Origin of the sequence: Blastomonas sp. SL216, assembly GCA_026625625.1 — a bacterium.
GTDB lineage: Bacteria > Pseudomonadota > Alphaproteobacteria > Sphingomonadales > Sphingomonadaceae > Blastomonas.
Genome location: CP113055.1, coordinates 2,544,185 through 2,565,644, shown reverse-complemented (window position 1 = coordinate 2,565,644; position 21,460 = coordinate 2,544,185). Strand labels below are relative to the sequence as shown.

17 protein-coding genes and 1 tRNA gene are annotated in these 21,460 nt (G+C 64.4%); 7 read left to right on the top strand and 11 right to left on the bottom strand.

The window, feature by feature from the left end:
* Window positions 1-28: 28 nt before the first annotated feature.
* The 3 genes from OU999_12060 to OU999_12050 form a co-directional block, all read right to left on the bottom strand.
* Window positions 29-754 carry a DUF2807 domain-containing protein gene (locus OU999_12060; protein WAC22482.1) on the bottom strand — a complete coding sequence of 242 codons (726 nt, stop codon included), beginning with the start codon at window positions 752-754 and terminating at the stop codon, window positions 29-31.
* Window positions 751-1,344 (bottom strand): class I SAM-dependent methyltransferase, encoded by a 594-nt coding sequence (locus OU999_12055; protein WAC25422.1) that lies wholly within the window; start codon window positions 1,342-1,344, stop codon window positions 751-753. Before OU999_12055 ends, OU999_12060 begins: the two co-directional genes overlap by 4 nt.
* 148 nt (window positions 1,345-1,492) lie before the next feature.
* A complete protein-coding gene (locus OU999_12050; protein ID WAC22481.1) occupies window positions 1,493-2,239 on the bottom strand; it encodes a DUF2807 domain-containing protein in 747 nt (248 codons plus the stop codon).
* Between the two features lie 167 nt (window positions 2,240-2,406).
* On the opposite strand from OU999_12050, the gene OU999_12045 reads away from it, so the two are divergent.
* On the top strand, window positions 2,407-3,390 hold the full coding sequence (locus OU999_12045) for a substrate-binding domain-containing protein (GenBank protein ID WAC25421.1): 984 nt from the start codon (window positions 2,407-2,409) through the stop codon (window positions 3,388-3,390).
* 43 nt (window positions 3,391-3,433) lie between these two features.
* On the opposite strand, the gene OU999_12040 is transcribed toward OU999_12045, so the two are convergent.
* Window positions 3,434-3,973 (bottom strand): helix-turn-helix domain-containing protein, encoded by a 540-nt coding sequence (locus tag OU999_12040; GenBank protein WAC22480.1) that lies wholly within the window; start codon window positions 3,971-3,973, stop codon window positions 3,434-3,436.
* A 162-nt stretch (window positions 3,974-4,135) separates the two neighbouring features.
* Between OU999_12040 and OU999_12035 the strand changes: the two genes are divergently transcribed.
* Together OU999_12035 and OU999_12030 are read left to right on the top strand one after the other, a co-directional pair.
* Complete coding sequence (locus OU999_12035; protein ID WAC22479.1) at window positions 4,136-4,474, top strand: hypothetical protein; 339 nt, start codon at window positions 4,136-4,138, stop codon at window positions 4,472-4,474.
* Window positions 4,475-4,683: 209 nt separating this feature from the next.
* Window positions 4,684-6,777 carry a bifunctional (p)ppGpp synthetase/guanosine-3',5'-bis(diphosphate) 3'-pyrophosphohydrolase gene (locus OU999_12030; protein ID WAC22478.1) on the top strand — a complete coding sequence of 698 codons (2,094 nt, stop codon included), beginning with the start codon at window positions 4,684-4,686 and terminating at the stop codon, window positions 6,775-6,777.
* 12 nt (window positions 6,778-6,789) lie between these two features.
* Here OU999_12030 and OU999_12025 read toward each other — a convergent pair whose 3' ends face one another.
* The 6 genes from OU999_12025 to OU999_12000 all read right to left on the bottom strand — a co-directional run bounded on the left by OU999_12025 (window position 6,790) and on the right by OU999_12000 (window position 17,084).
* The gene (locus OU999_12025) at window positions 6,790-9,102 is read right to left on the bottom strand and encodes a UvrD-helicase domain-containing protein (GenBank protein WAC22477.1); all 2,313 of its coding nucleotides are present in this window, start codon (window positions 9,100-9,102) and stop codon (window positions 6,790-6,792) included.
* Between the two features lie 318 nt (window positions 9,103-9,420).
* Window positions 9,421-12,252, bottom strand: a complete 2,832-nt coding sequence (locus tag OU999_12020) for a valine--tRNA ligase (protein ID WAC22476.1) — start codon at window positions 12,250-12,252, stop codon at window positions 9,421-9,423.
* 49 nt (window positions 12,253-12,301) lie between these two features.
* Entirely contained in the window at window positions 12,302-14,377 is a 2,076-nt protein-coding gene (locus tag OU999_12015) for a S9 family peptidase (GenBank protein ID WAC22475.1), read from the bottom strand.
* A gap of 55 nt (window positions 14,378-14,432) precedes the next feature.
* Window positions 14,433-14,867: a DUF2497 domain-containing protein gene (locus tag OU999_12010; protein WAC22474.1), complete on the bottom strand. Its 435-nt coding sequence runs from the start codon at window positions 14,865-14,867 to the stop codon at window positions 14,433-14,435.
* A 38-nt stretch (window positions 14,868-14,905) separates the two neighbouring features.
* On the bottom strand, window positions 14,906-16,342 hold the full coding sequence (locus OU999_12005; GenBank protein WAC25420.1) for a TolC family outer membrane protein: 1,437 nt from the start codon (window positions 16,340-16,342) through the stop codon (window positions 14,906-14,908).
* 70 nt (window positions 16,343-16,412) lie between these two features.
* Window positions 16,413-17,084: a protein-L-isoaspartate O-methyltransferase gene (locus tag OU999_12000; protein ID WAC22473.1), complete on the bottom strand. Its 672-nt coding sequence runs from the start codon at window positions 17,082-17,084 to the stop codon at window positions 16,413-16,415.
* A gap of 264 nt (window positions 17,085-17,348) precedes the next feature.
* Between OU999_12000 and OU999_11995 the strand changes: the two genes are divergently transcribed.
* A tRNA-Cys gene (locus OU999_11995) sits at window positions 17,349-17,422 on the top strand.
* A 105-nt stretch (window positions 17,423-17,527) separates the two neighbouring features.
* On the opposite strand, the gene crtY is transcribed toward OU999_11995, so the two are convergent.
* On the bottom strand, window positions 17,528-18,703 hold the full coding sequence (gene crtY / locus OU999_11990) for a lycopene beta-cyclase CrtY (protein ID WAC22472.1): 1,176 nt from the start codon (window positions 18,701-18,703) through the stop codon (window positions 17,528-17,530).
* 148 nt (window positions 18,704-18,851) lie between these two features.
* On the opposite strand from crtY, the gene OU999_11985 reads away from it, so the two are divergent.
* The 3 genes from OU999_11985 to OU999_11975 all read left to right on the top strand — a co-directional run bounded on the left by OU999_11985 (window position 18,852) and on the right by OU999_11975 (window position 21,430).
* Complete coding sequence (locus tag OU999_11985) at window positions 18,852-19,631, top strand: sterol desaturase family protein (protein WAC22471.1); 780 nt, start codon at window positions 18,852-18,854, stop codon at window positions 19,629-19,631.
* A 14-nt stretch (window positions 19,632-19,645) separates the two neighbouring features.
* A complete protein-coding gene (locus tag OU999_11980) occupies window positions 19,646-20,083 on the top strand; it encodes a DUF2141 domain-containing protein (protein WAC22470.1) in 438 nt (145 codons plus the stop codon).
* 81 nt (window positions 20,084-20,164) lie between these two features.
* A complete protein-coding gene (locus tag OU999_11975) occupies window positions 20,165-21,430 on the top strand; it encodes a glycosyltransferase family 87 protein (GenBank protein ID WAC22469.1) in 1,266 nt (421 codons plus the stop codon).
* Window positions 21,431-21,460 lie beyond the last annotated feature (30 nt).

The following is a 21,460-nucleotide window of genomic DNA, read 5'->3' as shown; positions in this document are numbered from 1 at the left end:
GCGAACGCAGCAGTTCAACGCCAGAGGGTCAACGCGGCGTTTCACCCTCGCCACAATCGATCCGGCCATTGCCGGTCTGGCGCACGGTGCAGGCCGCCTTGCCGCGCACGCTTATCTCGGCATCGCCATTGGCCACGATGCGCGCGGGGCCGTTGACCAGCATGCGGGCACGCACCGGGCCTTCGCTGGTGAAATCCAGCGCCGACAGCTTCAGGCCCTTGGCATCGAACAGCCCATCGCCCAGCATCATCGTGCGCGCCGTATCAGCGTCCCCTGCGATCTTCAGGCTGCCGCTGCCGGTGACGGTCACGGCCAGCGCCTCTGCCTTGACGGCACCAATCTCTGCCGATCCATTGCCATCGACCGTGGCGCTGGGCTTGGCCCCCACCAGCCGGTCGAGCCGCGCGCTGCCATGGCCGCGCAGGGTCAGCGCCTGCACGCTGCGCGCGCCGACCCGGACCAGCGGCAGCGCATCGGGCGTGGTCCGCCGTGCGCGCCGTTCGACCGGGGCGTTGGTCCGCGCCCGGCGGATCAGCAGCGTGCCACCCTGCACCTCGACAGTCAGCGCCTCGAGCGCGCGTGAATCGCCGCTGGCAATGGCGCGCGGCGCGGCGTCCGATGTGATTTCCACCGCGACATCGCCTTCGATCCGCACCTTGTCGAAATTGGCCAGGGTATAGCGTCGTTCTGCTGCCGAGACCGCATTCGGCCAAAGCACGGATGCTGCCGCCACCGCAATCCACCACCGCGTCATAGCCGGGCCTCTCCCATCTCGATCCACCCCAGAAAGCGCGGCGTCTTGGGCATGTAGCGGCTGTCGCAGCCGTGCAGGCGAAAGCCCTGATCGGCAAAGCTTCTCGCGACCGGGCGGGTCAGGTGACAGCCGCCGGCGATGCGTTTCCACATCGGCTCGATCCGCTGCTGCCAGCGGGCGGGCTCGGGATCGGGCGCCGCGCCATGTTCCAGGAACAGGATCGTGCCGCCAGGCTTGAGGACGCGCCGCATTTCGCCCAGTGCCGCCTGGGGATCGCGCACCGAACACAGGGTGAAGGTGGTCAGCACGGTATCGAATGCGCCATCGGCAAAGGGCAGATGTTCGGCATAGCCCGCGCGGAAATCGGCATCGAACCCGCGCGCACGCGCCTTGTCGCGCGCGGTATCGAGCAGTTGCGGCGAGGGATCGACCCCGGCCAGCGCCGACACGCGCGCGCGGTCATAGTGATCGAGATTGATGCCGCCGCCACAGCCGAGTTCCAGCACGCTGCCCTGTGCGCGCGGCACGATGCGGCTGCGCGCCTTGGCAATCGCCGGTTGCCCGCAGCAAAAGGTAATGAGGCGCGGCATGATGTGCCGGTCCCAGAAATTCGGGCTTTCGGCTGCCTCGCTGGTGGTGGTGTCGGTATTCAAGCTGCTCTCCCCCGCCCGGCAGTGCCGGGAACGGGGGAGTGTCTAGCATGGCAGGCGAGCGCGCAACCGCTTTTGCGCTGGCCGGTCAGCCGCAGGTGATCGTGCCCGATCCCATGGCGCTGCTCTTGCACCTGGCCTTGCCCTTGATGGTGACGTCGCCCGATCCCATCAGGCTCGCCTCGACATTGCCATCGGATGCCATGGTGACATCGCCAGACCCTGCGATCGAGATGTCGACGGTGGGGCTGGCAAAGCGCTCGCCCAGCACGCTGCCCGAGCCTGCAATCGAGATTTCGGTATTGTCGGCACTGCCCGCCAGGCGCAGCGAGCCGCTGCCTGCGATGGCGCTGTCGAGCTTCTTGGCGGTCAGCGCGGCAATATCGACATCGCCGGACCCGGCGATGCTCAGCTTGACCTCGTCGCTTTCCATCCGGTCGACCTTGGCCGATCCCGATCCGGCGATGACCAGCCCGCGCAACGCGGGTGCGCTCACCTTGATCAGCGCCTCGCCCGAATCGCCGAAGGTCCAGGTGGACGATTTGCGGCGGATGCGCAGCTCGCCGTCGCGGACACGGAATTCCAGCTTTTCCAGCGCCTTGGCATCACCGGTCGCGGTGACCGCATGGTCGCCTTCGGTGGTGAAGGTCAGGCTGTCGGGCCCTGCCAGCTTGATCCGGTCAAACGGTTCGCCCGACCATTGGCTGGTCCAGCCTTCGTCCGATCCCGCCGATGCATCCTCGACCATCCGTTCGGCGCTGTCGGCCATATTGCACCCGGCCAGTGCGATAACGGCTGCGGTGACGACCAGGGCGTGCTTCCATTTGATGGCCATGCTGACAACTCCTTGCATGTGTATTGCTGTATTAATACAGACTAGGGGTGAAAATGCAAGCATATGCTGACAAGACGCTCGACGATTCATCGCAGAGCGTTTACATCCTCGGGCGGGGGCGGCGCAGCATCTTTTGGGGAAAGGCGCGTACCATCAGCAAGATCGGGATGCAGGAGCTCGCGGAGCTCGCTGGAGTTTCAGTGTCCACGGTATCGCGGGCATTGGCAGGCAAGACGATCATCAACGCCAAGACGCGCGAACGCGTGGTCGAACTGGCGCGGTTGCATGGTTTCAAGCCGAATCAGGTCGCGCAGAATCTGCGTCTGCGCCGCGCGCAGGCGATCGGCGTGGTGATGCCGATGGGGCATGAGGTGGATCAGCATCCATCCGACCCGTTCTTCATGACCATGCTGGGCTATCTGGCCGATGCGCTGACCGAGCGGAACTTCGACCTGCTGCTGTCGCGCGTCATTCCTTCGGGCACCAGCTGGCTGGACGACCTGCTCGATTCCGGGCGCGTCGACGGGGCGATCGTGATCGGCCAGTCGGACCAGATGGCAGTACTCGAAGCGGCAGCCGAACGTCACCGGGCGCTGATGGTCTGGGGGGCCAGCATCGAGGGCCAGCGTCATGTCACCGTTGGATCGGACAATGTGCGCGGCGGCCTGATCGCGGGGCGGCATCTGATCGAGCGCGGCAAGCGCAAGCTGCTGTTCCTGGGCAATCCCAGCCCGCCCGAATTCGGCCAGCGTCAGCAGGGGTTCCTCCAGGCCTGTGCCGAAGCGGGGCTCGCGGACCGGGTGCATACGCTGCCGATCCACCTCACATCAGAGGCCGCCTATAGCGCGGCGAGTGCGTTTCTCGACGAGAATCCCGGCATTGACGGCATCTTCGCCGCCTCGGACGTCGTCGCGATGAGCGCCTTGCGCGCCCTGGCCGAGCGCGGCCTTTCGGTGCCTGGCGATGTCGCGGTGGTCGGCTATGACGACATCATCCTGGCAGCGCATACCACGCCGCCGCTCACCACCATCCGGCAGGATCTGCAGGCCGGCGCGAAGATGCTGGTCGATATGGTGTTCCGCCAGATCGATGGCGAGATTTGCGAGCCGGTGCTGCTGGAGCCCGAACTGATCATCCGCGCCAGCAGCTAGCGGCAGATGGGGGCAGGGGCGATCGCGCCCCGCCCTGATGGCTTCAGATCGTGGCGATGCGCTTTACGACGCCATCGTGATCGGCATCGTCGCCTTCGGCGGCGTTGAGATCGGCAATATCGATCCAGCACAGATCGTGATGCGTCAGCACGCGGCCATCATGCGCGCGGATCGAGATCGGCTGGATCGGACGGCGATCACGCTCGTCGACCAGCACCGGATTGGACGGCACGCCGCTTTCCCATTTCTCGCCCCATTGGCGTAGTGCGATCATCGTTGGCAGCAGGTCCAGTCCCTTGTCGGTCAGCCGATATTCGATCTTGCGGCGGTCATCGACACAGGGCGCGCGCTTCAGGATGCCGCTCTCCACCAGCCGGGTCAGGCGGTTGGACAGGATATTCCGGGCGATGCCGAGCTCCTCCAGGAACTCCTCGAAATGGTGCAGGCCGTTGAAAGAGGCGCGCAGGATCATGAATGACCAGCGCTCACCCATCGTCTCCAGCGCCTGGGGCAGGCTGCAACAGGCTGCAATTTCCGCCAGCGGTTCGCGCAATTTGGTGGGAGAGCTGTGGGCCATGATCATCAAATCCAGTTTCAAACCGCCATCTTATCGAAAAATGCGGCCTTGCCAATGAAAATTCAGTTTCTAGTTGCAACTCGAAACCTATTTATGTAGGTAGTGATTCGCAACCCAAATTGCACCCCCTGATTTCCTCCCCAGGAAAACCGTTGGAAAGGACACGCCATGCCCCGCCTCGCCAAGACCCTCACCCAGATCGCCTTTGTCGCCGCCGCCTCGCTTTCCAGCATGGTGATGATGCAGGCCAGCACCGCCAGCGCCCAGTCCCCGGGCAGCAGCTATTTCACCGCAGAACTCGCGGCACCGGTCGAGAAGACCACAAGGATCATCCAGGGTGTGGTGTGGCAGTGCGAAGGCACCGTCTGCACCGGATCGAAGGCGACCTCGCGCCCGGTCAATGCCTGCACCCGCCTTGCTCGAAAGATGGGTGATGTCACCGCGTTTACAACCCGCAACGAGGCGATGGCCGGAGAAGAGCTCGCCATCTGCAACGCCAAGGGCTGATCGCCCAGGGATTGATGCCTTGCCGTTTTCGGCTGGGCGGACAGGGCTGTGATCCTCCCACATTGCAGCCCGATCCGTCCGGCAAACCTCCCGCGCCTGTGCAGACCCCTTGATGCCTTGGCCCCTTGCCCCCGAGCGAACCCGACCAAGGCCCCTGCACAGGCGCGTTTTTCTGTTGCAATTGCTTGCAAAGCACCGACATTCAAAGGGTGCTGAGACAATATGAACTGGTAGAGCGGGTCAAGGACTATGACCCCGATGCGGATGAGGCGCTGATCAATCGCGCCTATGTGTTTTCCGTGCAGAAGCATGGCAGCCAGAAACGCGCCAGCGGCGACCCCTATTTCAGCCACCCCATCGAGGTTGCAGGTCTGATGACCGACCTGAAGATGGACGTGGAAACGATTATCACCGCGCTGCTCCACGACACGGTGGAAGACACGCTGACCACGATCGAGGAGGTCGAGCGCCTGTTCGGCCCCAAGGTTGCCGAGATGGTCGATGGCGTCACCAAGCTGTCCAAGATCGAGGCGCAGACCGAGAACGAGCGCGCGGCCGAGAATTTGCGCAAGTTCCTGCTCGCCATGTCGAACGACCTGCGCGTGCTGCTGGTCAAGCTCGCCGACCGGCTGCACAACATGCGCACGCTAAAGTTCATCTCCAGCGCCGACAAGCGCAAGCGCATCGCCCGCGAGACGATGGATATCTTCGCGCCGCTGGCAGAGCGCGTCGGCATGTACGAATATATGCGCGAAATGCAGATGCTCTCGTTCCGCGAGCTTGAGCCCGAAGCCTATGAAACGATTGTCGGCAGGCTCGACCAGATCAAGGCGAGCGGCGAAAACCAGGTCGAGAATATCGCGGAATCGCTCAAGACAGAGCTTGCCGCGCATGGCCTGACCGCAGAGATCAGCGGGCGCGAGAAGCATCCCTATTCGATCTGGCGCAAGATGGCCGAGCGGCATGTTTCGTTCGAGCAGATGACCGACATCATCGCCTTTCGCGTCATCGTCGACAGCATCGAGGATTGCTACGCCGCGCTCGGCCATATCCACCGCAAGTGGAAGATGATTCCGGGCCGGTTCAAGGATTATATCTCCACCCCCAAGCGCAACGGCTATCGCTCGCTGCACACCGCGATCATCCATGGTCAGTCGATGCGCGTCGAGATCCAGATCCGCACGCACGAGATGCATCGGCAGAGCGAATTCGGCCTCGCGGCGCACTGGGCGTACAAGCAGGGCGGCACCCGGCCCGATGGCCAGGCCGGCTGGATCCGCGACCTCATCGAAATTCTCGATACCGCGCAGGATGCCGACGAGCTGCTCGAGCATACCCGCATGGCGATGTATCAGGACCGCATCTTCGCCTTCACCCCCAAGGGCGCGCTGCACCAGCTGCCCAAGGGCGCGACGGCGGTGGACTTTGCCTATGCGGTCCACACCAATCTGGGCAACAAGGCAGTGGGCGTGCTGATCAACGGCCGCAACGTCCCGCTGCGCACCCCGCTCGCCAATGGCGATATCGTCGAGATCCTCAAATCCGAAGGGCAGGAGCCGCAGACCAGCTGGCTCGGCTTCGTCACCACCGGCAAGGCGCGTGCGGCGATCCGCCGCTATGTCCGCGACAAGGAACGCGAGGAAACCGCCGCGATGGGCCGGGTGATCTTTGACGAGATCGCCGGGCGGCTGCCGGTCAAGATTGGCAAGAAGGCGCTGAAACAGGCGCTGGAACGGCTTGGCCTGGAAGACGAGACCGAGCTGATGCTGGCGGTGGGCAAGAACCAGATCAGCGATGTCGCGCTGATGGACGCGCTGGTCCCCGGCAGCAGCAGCGAGCAGACGGCGCTGCGCGAATTCCCGAGCCAGGACCGCGCGATCTCGATCCAGGGGCTGACGCCGGGCGTTGCCTTCCAGCTCGCCGAATGCTGCCACCCGGTGCCGGGGGATCGCATTGTCGGCCTGCGCCGCCAGGGCCAGCATATCGAGGTGCACACCATCGACTGCCTCAATCTGGTCAGCGGCGTCGATGCCGACTGGATCGACCTGTCATGGGGCGGGGATTCGGACGGTGCGACGGCGCGCATCCGGGCGATCCTGTACAATCGCCCCGGCACGCTGGCCGACATGGCGGGCATTTTCAGCCATCACAAGGCGAACATCGTCAACCTGAAGCTGACCAACCGCGACCAGCCCTTCCACACCTATGAATCCGATCTTGAAGTGCATGATGTCGGGCATCTGATGCAGATCATCATGGCGCTACGCGCATCGGAATCGGTGGCGCGGGCCGAGCGTATCTGAACGCCGGGGCCATCAGGCCAGGCTGATAAAGCTGTCGATCACCCGCTTGCGGCCGGAATTCTCGAAGTCGATCTCCAGCTTGTTGCCTTCCTTTTCGGCGACCAGTCCATAGCCGAATTTCTGGTGGAAGACGCGGGTGCCGATGGCGACATCGCTGCGCCCGGCATTGCCGAGGCTGATCGCGCTCGACCGCGCCTCGGCAACCCGCTGCGGCGCCGCGTTGAAGCCGCCGGGTACCTGCGCCGCGCGCTGCCAGCCGGGGCCCCGGCGCGCCGCGCGATCAGGATCACGCGCCAGATGCGCGAACGGATCGTCACGCTCCGAAAGCCCCGCGCGCCACAGCGACGCGCCGCCGGTGAGCGAGCTTTCCTCCTCGACATGCTCGGGCGGAAGTTCGCCGATGAAGCGCGAGGGGATCGAGCTCGTCCACTGGCCATAGATGCGCCGGTTGGCCGCGTGCAGGATCGTGCAGCTGACCCGCGCGCGGGTGATCGCGACATAGGCCAGGCGGCGCTCTTCCTCCAGGCTGGCCAGCCCGCCCTCGTCAAGCGCACGCTGCGAGGGAAACACGCCCTCTTCCCATCCGGCAAGGAAGACATGGTCGAATTCGAGACCCTTGGCGCCATGGATGGTCATCATCGTGACCTTGGCCTCGTCCGCGCTCGCCTCATTGTCCATCACCAGGCTGACATGCTCCAGGAAGTCGCCCAGGCTTTCATATTCCTCCATCGCGCGGGCGAGTTCGGACAGGTTCTCGAGCCTTCCGGAGGCTTCGACCGAGCGTTCGGCCTGCAGCACCTGGGTATAGCCCGATTCGTCGAGAATCTGCCGCGCCAGGTCCGCCGGGTTCATCGTGGCGAGCAGGTCGCGCCAGCGGGCAATCCCGCGCATCAGCGCGGTGAGCGCGGTCCGCGCCCGCGCGGGCAGCTCGTCGCTATCCAGGATCTGGAAGGCGGCGGCGGCCAGTGGCAGCCCGGTCGCCCGCGCCAGCCGGTGCACCTTTTCCAGCGCCTTGTCGCCCAGGCCCCTTTTGGGCGTATTGAAGATCCGCTCGAACGCCAGATCGTCCGCCGGCTGGTTGACCACGCGCAGATAGGCCAGCGCATCGCGGATTTCGGCGCGTTCGTAGAAGCGGAAGCCCCCAATGATGCGGTATGGCATGCCGATGGCGATGAACCGGTCCTCGAACTCGCGGGTCTGGAACGAGGCGCGCACCAGGATCGCGGTCTTGTCGAGGCTGGTGCCTTCGCGCGCCAGCCGTTCGAGCTCCTCGCCGATCCGCCGCGCCTCTTCCGGCCCATCCCAAATGCCGAGCACGCGCACCTTCTGCCCGGCATCGACCTCGGTCCACAGCGTCTTGCCGAGCCGGTCGCTGTTCGAGGCGATCAGCCCGGACGCTGCGCCCAATATGTGCGGGGTGGAGCGGTAATTCTGCTCGAGCCGGATGATCCGCGCGCCCGGAAAATCCTTTTCGAACCGCAGGATGTTCGCCACCTCCGCGCCCCGCCACGAATAGATCGACTGGTCGTCATCGCCGACACAGCAGATATTCTTGCGTGCCTGCGCCATCAGGCGAAGCCACAGATACTGGCTGGAATTGGTGTCCTGATATTCGTCGACCAGGATATATTTGAACTTCTGCTGATAGGTCTCCAGCACCGCGCGGTCGGTCTTCAGCAGCGTCAGCATGTGCAGCAACAGATCGCCGAAATCGCAGGCGTTGAGCGCCTTCAGCCGGTCCTGATAGGCGGTGTACAGCTCCTGTCCGCGCCCATTGGCATAGAGCTCGCTCTCGGCGGCATCCAGCTCGTGCGGATTGAGCCCCTTGTTCTTCCACCGGTCGATACAGCCTGCGAGCTGGCGCGCGGGCCAGCGCTTGTCGTCGATATCGGCGGCCTGGATCAGCTGCTTGAGCAGCCGCAGCTGATCATCGGTATCGATGATGGTGAAATTGCTCTGCAGCCCGACCAGCTCGGCATGGCGGCGCAGCATCTTCGCGCCGATCGAATGGAAGGTGCCCAGCCACGGCATGCCCTCCACCGCCTCGCCGATGATCTTTCCTACGCGCTCGCGCATCTCGCGCGCGGCCTTGTTGGTGAAGGTGACCGCAAGGATTTCGGACGGCCATGCGCGGCGCGTCGCGATCAGATGCGCCAGCCGCGCGGTCAGCGCCGCAGTCTTGCCGGTGCCTGCGCCCGCCAGCACCAGCACCGGGCCCTCGGACGACAGCACAGCTTCGCGCTGCGGCGTGTTGAGCCCCTGGAGATAGCCGGGGTCAGATGCCGATGGCGGCGGAAATTCGGATGCGGGGGCGAGATCGTTCACCGTCGAACGTTTAGGGAACGTGGGGGCTGGGGGCAAGGGGTGAGGTGGGGGGATGCGATGGACGACGGCGGCAAATACACCTCTCCTGTCAGCCCTGCGCCCCACCCCCGCTCAGCCTGAGCTTGTCGAAGGCCCCGCGCTTCCATCAGGCACTGCTTTAACCGTCACCCTGAACTTGTTTCAGGGCCCATTTCTCCCCACGCGGCTTCGATGCCCGGGGCACGATGGGTCCTGAAACAAGTTCAGGATGACGGAAGATACCAACGAAATCCTCTGCGCCAGGCCTTCGACAAGCTCAGGCTGAGCGGATGTGGTAGGCTACCCCAATCGCGCCAGCGCTGCTGCCAGCCGCTCGGCCTCGGCGGATTTCTCTGCATGGTCGGCGCGGGCTTTCTCGACGGCTTCGGGCTTGGCCTTTTCCACGAATGCCGGGTTGGACAAGCGGCCTTCGAGCGATTTGGCTTCCTTCGACACGGCCTCGAGCGCCTTCGTCAGACGGGCCTTTTCGGCGGCGATGTCGATAATGCCTTCGAGCGGCAGCACGAAGGTCGCTTCGTTGACCACGATCTGCAGATTCGCGCCTTCCGGAGCTGATTCGTCGAGAGGCGCAAAATCGATCCGCGCCAGCCGCTGTGCGCCGCTCCAGAAGCCGTTGATCCAGGTCTTGGTCTGGTCATTGGCATCCTGAACAAACGCCTGGAGCCGCGCACCCGGCGCGATGCCGAGCTCGTTCTTGGCCGAGCGGATTTCGCGGACCAGATCGATACGCCACTCGGTTTCCGCCTTGGCGTCGGCGTCTACAGCCGCTTTCGGATCGGGCCATTGTGCGACGATCAGATCACCCGAGCGTTCGCCAAGCGCGTGCCACAGCTCTTCGGTGATGAACGGCATGAACGGATGCAGCATCACCAGGATCTGGTCGAGCACCCAGCCGGCTACAGCACGAGTCTCTGCAGCCTCGGCTGCATCGCCCTCGGCGGAAAGCACCGGCTTGATCAGCTCCAGATACCAGTCGCAGAACTGGTCCCAGACGAAGTGATAGATCGCGTTCGCCGCCGCATCGAAGCGCAGGTCCGCGAGCGCCTTGTCCAATGCCGCGACGGTATCGACGACCTCACCGATGATCCAGCGATTGACCGCCAGCGTCGCCGCTGGTGCCGCAACCGAGGAACTCGCACAGATGCCGTTCGACTGGCAGAAGCGCGCGGCGTTCCACAGCTTGGTGGCGAAGTTGCGATAGCCCTCGACGCGGCGCTCATCCATCTTGATGTCGCGGCCCTGGCTTTCCATCGCCGCCATGAAGAAGCGCAGCGCATCGGCGCCATATTGGTCGATCAGGCCCAAAGGATCGACGGTATTGCCCTTGGACTTGGACATTTTCGCGCCATCGGCGGCGCGGACGAGGCCGTGCAGGTACAGCTGCTTCCAGGGCGCTGCGCCCATGAAATGCGTCCCCATCATCGCCATCCGCGCATCCCAGAAGAACAGGATGTCGAAGCCCGAGATCAGCAGATCGTTGGGATAGTGCTTGGCAACCAGCGGCGCGTCCGCACCATCCTGTGGCCAACCCAGCGTCGCAAACGGCCAGAGCGCGGAGGAGAACCAGGTGTCGAGGACGTCTTCATCTCGATAAACAAGACAGGTATCGACGGGCACTCCCCCTTGTTCACAATATTCATAAGTTTCGCGACGCGAATTAAGGTACACGAACCGCTTGATCTGGGGATCGTTCTTGATCGCCATCTGCTCGAATTCATCTTGAGCCTGCGTAACGAAGATTTGCGTTTCGAGGGTCACGTGGTTGAAACAGTACCATGCCGGGATCCGGTGCCCCCACCACAATTGCCGCGAGACGCACCAGGGCTGGATATTGTCCATCCAGTGGAAGAAGGTCTTCTCCCAGCTCTTGGGCACGATCTCGATCACGCCGGTCTTCACCGCCTCGATCGCGGGCTGGGCGAGGGTCTTGGCATCGACATACCATTGGTCGGTCAGCCAGGGTTCGATGACCACGCCGCCGCGGTCGCCATAAGGCGTCTGGATGGTGCGCGGTTCGGCGTCGTGTTCGGTGACTTCGCCATCCTTGGCGGTGACGACATGCGGCACCAGACGGCCGAGCGCCTTCATCCGCTCGACCACTTGGCGACGCGCATCGAAGCGATCAATGCCGACGAATTCCGCAGGAATCAGGCCATCGGCGGTCTGCACCACCTTTGCCTCGGCATCGAACATGTTGAGCATGTCCGCCGCCGCGATGCCTGCGCGCCGTCCGACCTCGAAGTCGTTGAAATCATGCCCCGGCGTGATCTTCACCGCGCCCGATCCCAGCTCGGGGTCGGCATGGTCGTCCGCCACAATCGGAATGCGCCGCCCGGTAATCGGCAGTTCGACGAACTTGCCGATCACGCTGGCATAGCGCGGGTCGGCGCCGTTCACCGCCACCGCCATATCGGCGAGCATCGTCTCGGGCCGCGTCGTCGCGACCACGATATGGTCGCGGCCATCGTCGAGCGTCACGCCATCAGCGAGCGGATAGCGGAAATGCCAGAAATGGCCCTGCACCTCGCGGGTTTCGACCTCAAGATCGCTGATCGCGGTCTTGAGCTTGGGGTCCCAGTTGACGAGGCGCTTGTCGCGATAGATCAGCCCCTGATTGTACAGGTCGACGAACACCTTGAGCACCGCTTTGCTGAAATGCGGGTCCATGGTGAACTGCTCGCGCGACCAGTCCATCGAACAGCCCAGGCGGCGCAGCTGGCGGGTGATCTGCCCGCCGCTTTCTTCCTTCCACTCCCAGACCTTCTTGACGAAATCCTCGCGGCTGTAGTTCGTGCGCTTGTCTTGGCGTGCCTCGAGCTGGCGTTCGACCACCATCTGCGTCGCGATGCCGGCATGGTCGGTGCCGACCACCCACAGCGCATCCTTGCCGCGCAGCCGCTCGTAGCGGATCATGATGTCCTGCAGCGTGTTGTCGAGCGCATGGCCGATGTGCAGGCTACCGGTAACGTTCGGCGGCGGGTTGACGATGGTATAGGGCACGGCATCGGGCCGCTCGGGCCGGAACGCGTTCGTTTCCTCCCAATGCGGATACCATTTCGCCTCGATCGCGGACGGATCGAATGTCTTCGGAAGTTCGGTCTTGTCGGTCATGGGCAGGCCATTAGCGGCATTTGCCGCATCAAGCCAAGCCCGGACGCGCTTATTTCACCTCGCGGGCCTTGAGATGCCTGGCCAGCCAGTCGAACACGTTGCGGTGCCATTGCACGCTGTTCTGTGCTTTCAGCACCCAGTGGTTCTCGTCCGGGAAGATCAGCAGCTTCGATTCGATCCCCTGACGCTGCAGCGCGGTGAACGCGGCGAGCGATTGCGAATAGGGGATGCGGAAGTCCTTCTCGCCATGGATGACCAGAGTGGGCGTCTTCCAGCGGGTCACGTAATTGACCGGGTTCCACTTTTCCGCGTCGGTGCGCTGCCACCAGGGGCCGCCATGGTCCCATTCGTCGAACCACAGCTCCTCGGTCTCGAATGCCATCGCGCGCAGGTCGAACACGCCGGCATGCGTGACCAGGCACTTGAAGCCGTCGGGCCACTGGCCCGCGATCCAGTTCATCATATAGCCGCCATAGCTGCCGCCCAGCGCGCAGGCATTGGGCGTGTCGAGCGAGGCGTCGATGCCGGGCAGCGCGGCCATGCCGAGCTTGAGGTCCTCGAGCGGCTTGCCGCCCCAGTCGCGGTTGATGCTGTCGGTAAAGGCCTGGCCGTATCCGGTCGATCCGTGGAAATCGATGGTGACCGCGGCATAGCCCTGCGAGGCCATCACCGCCGGGTTCCAGCGATAGGACCATGCGTTGTAGAAGCTGCCCTGCGGCCCGCCATGCACCAGCAGCGCGACTGGCAGCTTGCCCCCCCTTGCGCCAATCCCCCCACCCTGCGGCTTGACGATCTGGCCGTATACGAGGTCGCCATTCGCGCCCTTGAAGCTGAACTGTTCGTACTGCACCGGATCGAGCGCGGCGAGCTTGTCGGCGTTGACATTGGTCAGGCGGCGGGTCTGGCCGCTCTTGTCCATCAGCACCAGATCGTCGGGCGCGGCGACCGAGTTCACCGTGTAGAGGAAACCGCCGCTCGCCAGCGGGACGACATTGCCGATATTGCCGCGTTCGGTCAGCCTTGTGACCTTGCCGCTGGGCACGTCGATGCGGAATGCCGGATGCTCAAGCAGGTCCTGCGCCGTCACCAGCAGGCTCCGGGAGTCCGCCGCCCAGGCCAGCGAGCCTGCCGATCGGTCCCAGGCTTCGGTCAGCTTCGTGACCTTGCCGGTCTTCATGTCGCGCAGGTGCACGACCATCCGGTCGGCCTCATAGCCCGGGCGTGCCATCGCGGCCCAGGCCAGCCAGCGGCCATCGGGCGAAGCGGCGGGCAGCGAATCGGTCGCCTGGTTCGCTTCGGTCAGGTTCATCGCCGCAGCGCCCTCGGCCAGGGGCTGCCAGACGATGTCGAGATTGGTCGAGCGTGGCTCGTCGCCATCGGACTTGCGGATGGCAAAGGCGATCGCGCTGCTGTCGGCGGCCCAGGCGATTTCCTCGCCGCCGCCGAACGGCTTGCTGGGAGCATCGCCCTCGATCGAGCCGCTGATCGCGCGGGCAGGTCCTGCCACCTTGCCGTCGGTGCCGAGCGCATAGGCATAGATTCGGGAATAGGTGCCCGGCTCGCGCCAGCTGTCCCAGTGGCGCACGAACAGCCGGTCATATTCGCGGCCGGTGCCCTGCGGCTTTGCCTTGGCATCGCACGCATCGACCGAGTATCCTTCGGCCACATCCGCCCAGACCGCGATCTGGTTGCCATCGGGAGAGAGGCTGAAGCCGCTGATGTCGACCGCCGCCATCGTCACCTGCACCGGCTCACCGCCGGGCAGCGCGACGCGCCAGACCTGAGTGGTGCCCGTGCGGTTGGAGAGGAAGAACAGGTGCTTGCCATCACGCGCGAAGACCGGCGCGCTTTCGTTATGGCCCGGCGAATCGGCAACCGAAATCGGCTGGGCATTCTTGCTGGCAATATCGAGCAGATACAGGCCGGTGCTGCGCTTGTTCGCCGCCAGATCGGTGCTGGTCAGCTGATAGGCGACCCATTTGCCATCGGGCGATGCGGCCGGCGCGCCCAGGCGATTGAAGGTCGCAAGGTCCGTCTCGGTCATCGGCCGGGCGAGGGCAGGGGCTGCAAGGAACAGGGGCGACAGGGCGCTGGCGAGCAGCGCGGCGAAAAGCGGCTTCTTCATGGTTGCAGGCGTTACCACCTGACATGCCGGGCGCAAAGCCCCTGGCGACAGGCGATCAGCCCTTGCGGCCGGTGATCCGCCCGATTTCCTTGGCCACCATCGCCTCGACAATGGGGGGCAGGTTCTTGTCCAGCCAGTCGGACAGCATCGGGCGCAGCATCTCGCGCACCATGCCCTCCAGCGAGGTTTCACCCGACCGCACGATCTGCGGGCTGACGCCGGGTTCGGTCAGCGTGGCCAGCACTGCCAGCGATTCGCGCATCGACTGTTCACCGGCGCGGCTGATCAGCGGGCTCTCTTCGGGCTCGGCGACAGGGTCCGGCTCGACGCTGTCGGTCAGTTCCAGAATGTCGTCCACCGGCGCGCTCTGCCGGGCGGGTGCGGGACGCTGCGGCGCTGCGCGGCGCGGGCGACGGCCGTCTTCGGCGATCACTTTCTTGATCGAGGCGAGAATTTCCTCAAGGCTTGGCTCGCCAATGTCGCGTGTCATGTCCTTGCGCCCCTGATCCGATTCGGCCCTGATCCAGCTTACTGGTTGGGCGGCCCGATCAGTGCGGCATTTTGCGCCGGGCTGTCAACGGTGCGCGTCGATTGGACGACCGGGTCCTTGTCCGAATCGAAATCGTTGATCTTGTCGCGCACGCGCTCGTAGTTGATCTCCGGATCATAGAGCATGCCGCCGTCCAGCCCCAGATCGCGTGCCTCTGCCCGGCCCATCGCGGCGAGCAGGGTGAAGCCCGCGACATAGGCGTTGCGGCGCGCGGTGACGAGCTGCACCTGCGCATTCAGCAATTCGCGCTCGGCATCCAGAATGTCGAGGATGGTGCGGTTGCCGACGCTGTTCTCGGCGCGCACGCCCTCCAGTGCCAGCGTGTTCGCCTCCACCGCCTTTTGCGACGAATCGATCACCTGCATCGAGGCGTTGAAGCTGGCATAGGCGGCGCGGACCTGCGCGATGATGCTGCGCTCGACCGCGATTTCCTGTTCCATCGCCTGACCCGACACAGCCTGAGCCCGGCGGATTTGTGCCCCCGGACGGCCGCCCTGATAGACGGGAACGGTCAGCTGCACGCCGGCTGCGGCGCTCGACTGCTGCTGCACGAAATTGCCCTGAATGAGCGCGCTTCCCAGCGTGCCCAGGAAGTTCTGGTAGTTGCCCTGGCTGAACAGGCTGACCTGCGGCATGCGGGTGCCGCGCGCCGATTTCACGTCGAAATTCGCTGCCTTCACGCGCTCGCGCGCGGCTTCCAGATCGGGGTTGCTGTCCAGCGCGGTCGCCACCGCGACATCGGGTGCAGCGGGCAGATTGGGCAGGGGCGGCGGCGGTTCCAGATCTCCCGGTGCCTGGCCGACCAGCTGGATATAGGTTTCCTTGCTGCGGATCAGGTTCGCTTCGGCGGTCTGCAGGTCGGTCCGCGCGATGGCCAGCCGCGCTTCGGACTGGGCAACGTCGGTACGCGTCAGGTCGCCGATCTCGAACCGGTCTGACGATGCCTGCAGGTTGACGTCGAGCACCTCGACATTCTGGCGCTGAAGGCCGACGATCGCCTCGTCGCGGATCACGTCCATATAGGCGGCGACGACGTTGCTGAACACGGTGGCTTCGGTGCCGCGCAGATCGGCCTGGCCAGCCTCGACCCGGGTCTTGGAGGCCTTGATCGCGTTGCGCACGCTGCCGCCGGAATAGACTGGCACGTTGAGGCTGACGGTGCCGCTGACCGAGCGGTCGGGCGCGGTGAACGCGTTGGCCGGGTTGAGGAAGTTTTCCGAATATTGCGCCTGGACCTGCGAGTTGGGCCGGCCATCGGCCAGCGCGATCGGCACGCCTTCATCGGTTGCGCGCTGCTGCGCGCGCGCGGCGTTGAGCGTGGGGTTGGTCTGATATGCGGCAATCAGCGCGTCACGCAGCGTTTCTGCGTGCAGCGGTGTGCTCCCCAGTACCAGCGCCGCACCACAACCGGCCATCCAAAGCGAAGTCTTCATCAATCCGGTTCTCTTGTCGTCCACCGCCGGTGCCACAGCCGTGGTCCCTGCTTCAGAAGGTATAGCTTTTTGGCCGGGCAAAGGCCGCAAGCGGTGCGATGTCGGTATCGGCAAAGGGCACCAGCGCGAACGCGCCACCCTGGCGGCGTCCGATGGCGAGCCGCGAGACGCCTGCCTCGTCCAAGCCGGTCAGCAGCCGTCCGCCATCGGCCAGCTGCGCCACGATGCCTTCGGGCACCTGCTCCACCGCTCCATCGATGATGATGAGGCTGTAGGGCGCGCGCGCAGCATGGCCTTCCGCCAGCGCCGATTCGACGGTTTCGACATTGGCGAGGCCGTCAAGCTGAGCTTTGGCCTGTTCGACCAAGGCACGATCCTGTTCGATGGCGACCACATGCGCCACCACTCCGGCGAGCAAGCTGGCCATATAGCCGGTGCCCGATCCGATCAGCAGCACCTTGTCGTCGCTGGACAATTCGGCGCGGGTCAGCAGCAGGCCGGTCGACAGCGCCGGGTTGAGCACGCGTCCACCGCCCAGCGATACCGCGCGATCGATATAGGCAAGGGCACGATGACTGGCGGGGACAAAATCCTCGCGTGCGGTCACGGCCATGGCGGCAATCACCACGGGGTCGCTGACATCGCTGGGACGCAGCTGGCTTTCGATCATGTGCCTGCGGGCAGCGGCGAAATCGGTCGGAGCAAGAGTCTGTGTATCGGTCATGTCCAAGCGCCCTAGAATATGCGGACAGCGATGCAAGCCCTAACGGAACATCACGCCCCGCTTTGATAGCTCTCCGGTTGCAAAATGCAATCGACATCACTGCATGGCAGGTTATGGCACGGCTGTATTATCATGGCAATACAGCATTTGCGTCAATATGGCAGCATCATTCACCGGGCGGAGATGACAACTGAGCCGGGATGTCATTCTTGCATCTTGACTTTCCACCCGATCCGGCACAATGCGCCCTCCTTCCCCACCGGTGGCCCGATGGCGGAGTGGTGACGCAGAGGACTGCAAATCCTTGCACGCCGGTTCGATTCCGGCTCGGGCCTCCAATTTCCCTGTCAGTGTTGCGGAAACATGATCGCCGGTGCGGCCCCGCCGGTCGGTCGGTTCCGCTGCGTCACATGCATCGGTTTCGGATGCACCGGCAGCGGGGCTTAGCTCAGCAATCCCCGGATCGCGCGCCAGATCGGCACCGGGGGACGGCCGGCCAGGACGCGGGCCTTGTCCATCAGCGTCGATTTGCCGGAATAGAAACGGGCAATCAGTCCATCGGGCAGGGTATAGAAGCGTTCGAGCACACGGTACCGCTCTTCGGGCCCGGCAGCCTTGAACAGCATCTTGGTGAGCATCCGGTAGAAGCCGTCCGCCTGCCAATGGTCCAGGCTGGTCTTGCGGCTCATCTCGGCCAGCGCCGCGCCCGACAGATCTGGCATTTCGGCAATATGCGCAGCCAGGCGCACCGCATCGGGCAGCGAATATCCGGTCAGGCCGTGGAAGAGTGCGGCGCGCGTGCCCGCCTTGGCGACATCGCCGCCGGTCGATTGCCAATAGCCGCCGAAATCTCCGCCATAGACCACCGGCAGCGCGCCGGTTTCGGTGCGGCTCACCCGCTCGACCTGCCAGCCCTTGGCCTCGGCATAGGCGCTGATCCGCGCAGACAGCGCCTGGGTGTCGAGGTCCGAGGTGTCGCTGTAATAGGTGTCCTCGACGAAGATCTCCATCGGGCTCACCGGCAGGCAATAGACGAAGCGATAGCCGTCCATCTGCTCGACCGTCGCGTCCATCACGATCGGCCGGGTCAGGCCGTGCGGTTCGCTGAGGTGCAGCATCTGCCCCATGAACTTCTGCCAGCCGCAGCGCAGATGGCGCACATTGCCGCCGCCGCGCGCGTCGATCACGCCCCCAGCCTCGATCCGGGCGCCATTTTCCAGCACCACATTGGTCTGGCTCGCCGCCAGTGCGCGCACGCCGGTGACGATATGATGCGCGGGCAAGGCCTCGCGCAGATAGGCGTCGAACCGGTCGGACAGGATCGAATAATAGCTTTCCTCAAGGCCGCGCTCGTGCCCCGGGAATTTTACATCATAACCGCGCCAGCCATGGCAGACGAGCGGCGCGACGAGCCAGCGGTGCTCGCCTGCGACATCGGGTCCGAAGAACGACCAGATATGGTTGCCGCCCAGCGTCGCGCTTTCCTCGATCAGCAGCACGTCGAGTTCGGGCCGCTTGCGGCGCAGCGCGAGCGCGATCAGACCGCCGGCCAGGCCACCGCCGAGAATCGCGACATCGCACTTGAGCGTCTTGCTGGAAATATTGCGCGGGGATTTCATGTTCCTACCGCCCTAGAGTGATTTCGAGCGAAATGGAACATTTCACGGCTCGGAAATCACGACAAACCCAATCTGCCGCAGCGGGCGGTGCGATGGACGGGCGGAAGCGGCGCTTTGCAGCGTGGCCCAAGCACGCTACAGCGGTGGAATGCTCGGTTCCTCGCATATCCTGGTGTCTGCGCTGGCGATGACATTGATCGTCGGCGTGCGGTATCTGATCACCAGCGGGCTGTTCGCCTGGCTGACGCAAAAGGTGCGGCCGGGCCTCTATGCCGGGCTGAAGCCGCAGATCGGCAGGGAGATCCGCTGGTCGCTGTACAGCGCGGCGATCTATGGCATCCCCACCGGCATCGTCGCCTGGGGCTGGCAGAACCGCGGCTGGACGCAGATTTATACCGATTGGGCCGCCTATCCGCTCTGGTATCTGCCGCTATCGGTGCTGCTCTATCTGTTTGCGCACGATACCTGGTTCTACTGGACGCACCGCTGGATGCACGTGCCCAAATGGTTCCGCATCGCGCATGCGGTGCATCACGACAGCCGCCCGCCGACAGCCTGGGCGGCGATGAGCTTCCACCCGATCGAGGCGCTGACCGGCGCGGTGGTGATCCCGGCGCTGGTGTTCCTCATCCCCATCCATGCCGCGATGCTGGGTCTGGTGCTGTTCACCATGACGCTGATGGGGGTGACCAACCATATGGGCTGGGAGCTGTTTCCGCGCTGGCTTGTTCAGGGCCGGTTAGGCAAGGGGCTGATAACCGCCAGCCACCACCAGCTCCATCATGCGCGCTACACTTGCAATTATGGACTTTATTTCCGCTTCTGGGACAGGCTATGCGGGACGGACAAAGGGCTGGGGGCCTTTCAGGAAAAACAGTCGCGTCCGCGCGAGGCAGCGTCGATGGGCGATGCCACTCGCTCGGTCTGATCCGGAGATGGGGAATGGGTAAGCTTTTCTCGACCTGCGCAATCGGTTTCATGGCGCTCAGCCTGTTGCCGGGTGCCGCGCCGCTGAGCAATGTGGAGATCACGGTCGACCAGTTGCGTTCGACCAAGGGCCTGTTGCAGCTGTGCCTGACCGCCAATGAAAAGAGCTTTCCCGATTGCGACAAGGACAAGAGTGCCTATCGCCTGACCGCACGCGCCAAGGACGGCATGGCGCGGTTCGACAACCTGCCCGCCGGGCAATATGCGCTCGCCATCGTCCATGACGAAAACGGCAACAACAAGCTCGATACTTTTGCCGGCATTCCCAAGGAAGGCATCGGCTTTTCGCGCAACCCCAGCTTCAGCTTCGGCCCGCCGCGCTTTTCGCAGGTGGTGTTCGTCGCGCAGGGCAGCGGCACCAGCCAGCGGGTGAAGATCAAATATTATCTGTAAGGCGCGTGTTGTCTGCAAGGCGGGCAGTAGCCGCTTGCATCCGCTAGGCTTGCGTTAACCAAATCGCAGCGCGGATGCGGCATGTTTGCGCGCATGTTCCAGCGCCTGCCCTGCATTTTCGCCACCAGCCCTGTGGTGACCAGGGCCGTGCTGACCGCGCTGGCCATGCTGCTGACCCTGGCGGCGATCTCCTATCACCGCGCCAGCCAGAGCGGCGGCGGCGTGTTCGTCGATTTCCATGCCTTTCATGTCGCAGGCAGCCTGGCGCTGGAAGGCCATGCGGGTGACGCCTATCGCATGGCGACGATGGAGGCCGCGCAGCAGCGGATGACGGGCACCACGGCGTTCATGCCCTGGACCTATCCGCCACCCTTCACCCTGTTCGTCGCGGGGCTGGCCGCGCTGCCGCTGGGGCTGGGCTATGCGCTGTTTACCGGGCTGACGCTGACGGGCTTTGTGCTGATGCTGCGTCGGATTGCGGGCGATCATCTGCCCGGCGTGCTGCTGGCGATGGCGCCCGTGCTGGCGCTGGGCGTGATGACCGGACAGAACGGATTTCTCACCGGCGCGCTGACCGGCTGGTTCCTCACTGCGTTTCTGGCGCGCAAGCCCGGCGCGGGCCTGCCGCTGGGGCTGATGGTGATCAAGCCGCACCTTGCCGCAGGTATCGCGCTGCTCACCCTGGCCGAGCGGCGCGGGCGGGTGATGATGGTTGCCGCCGCGGTGGTGGCGACAGCGCTGATCGTGCCGACATTGGTCTTCGGCCCGGCGATCTGGACGGCGTTTGCCGACGGCGTGGGCGAGTCCGGCGTGTTCCTGGCAGAGGGCCGCTATCCGATGTTCCGCATGACCTCGCTTTATGCCTTTGCGCTCAGCCTCGGCCTGCCCGCTGGAGCCGCGCTCGTGGGACAGGCGCTCGGTGCGTGCGCTGCGATCAGCCTGCTGCTGCTCGCCTGGCGCAACCGGCTGTCGCCGCATCGCCTCGCGGCTTTCGCCTGCGCCGCCAGCCTCTTCGTCAGCCCTTATGCCTATGACTATGACCTGTGCCTGCTGGGTCTGGCGATTGCCTTCATCCTGCCTGACCTGCTGGCGCGCACCCGCGCATGGGAACAGGCCGCCCTGCTGGCCTTATGCTGGGCGGCGACCGGCTATGGCCTTGCCGCGTCCTATCTGCGCGATGGCAGCGCGGTTCGCGTCGACGATCAACCCGTGTCGCTGATGGCCCCGCTGCTGCTGATCCTGATCGGCTGGAGCATAGCTGTGCTGCGTCGGCAGGATAGGGTGCCGGATGCCGAGCCACCCCAGCATCTTGGCGAAGAAATGGTTGGTTGTTCTTATACAAAATAACCATATCGGTAAAACTTGTTGAAATGTTGG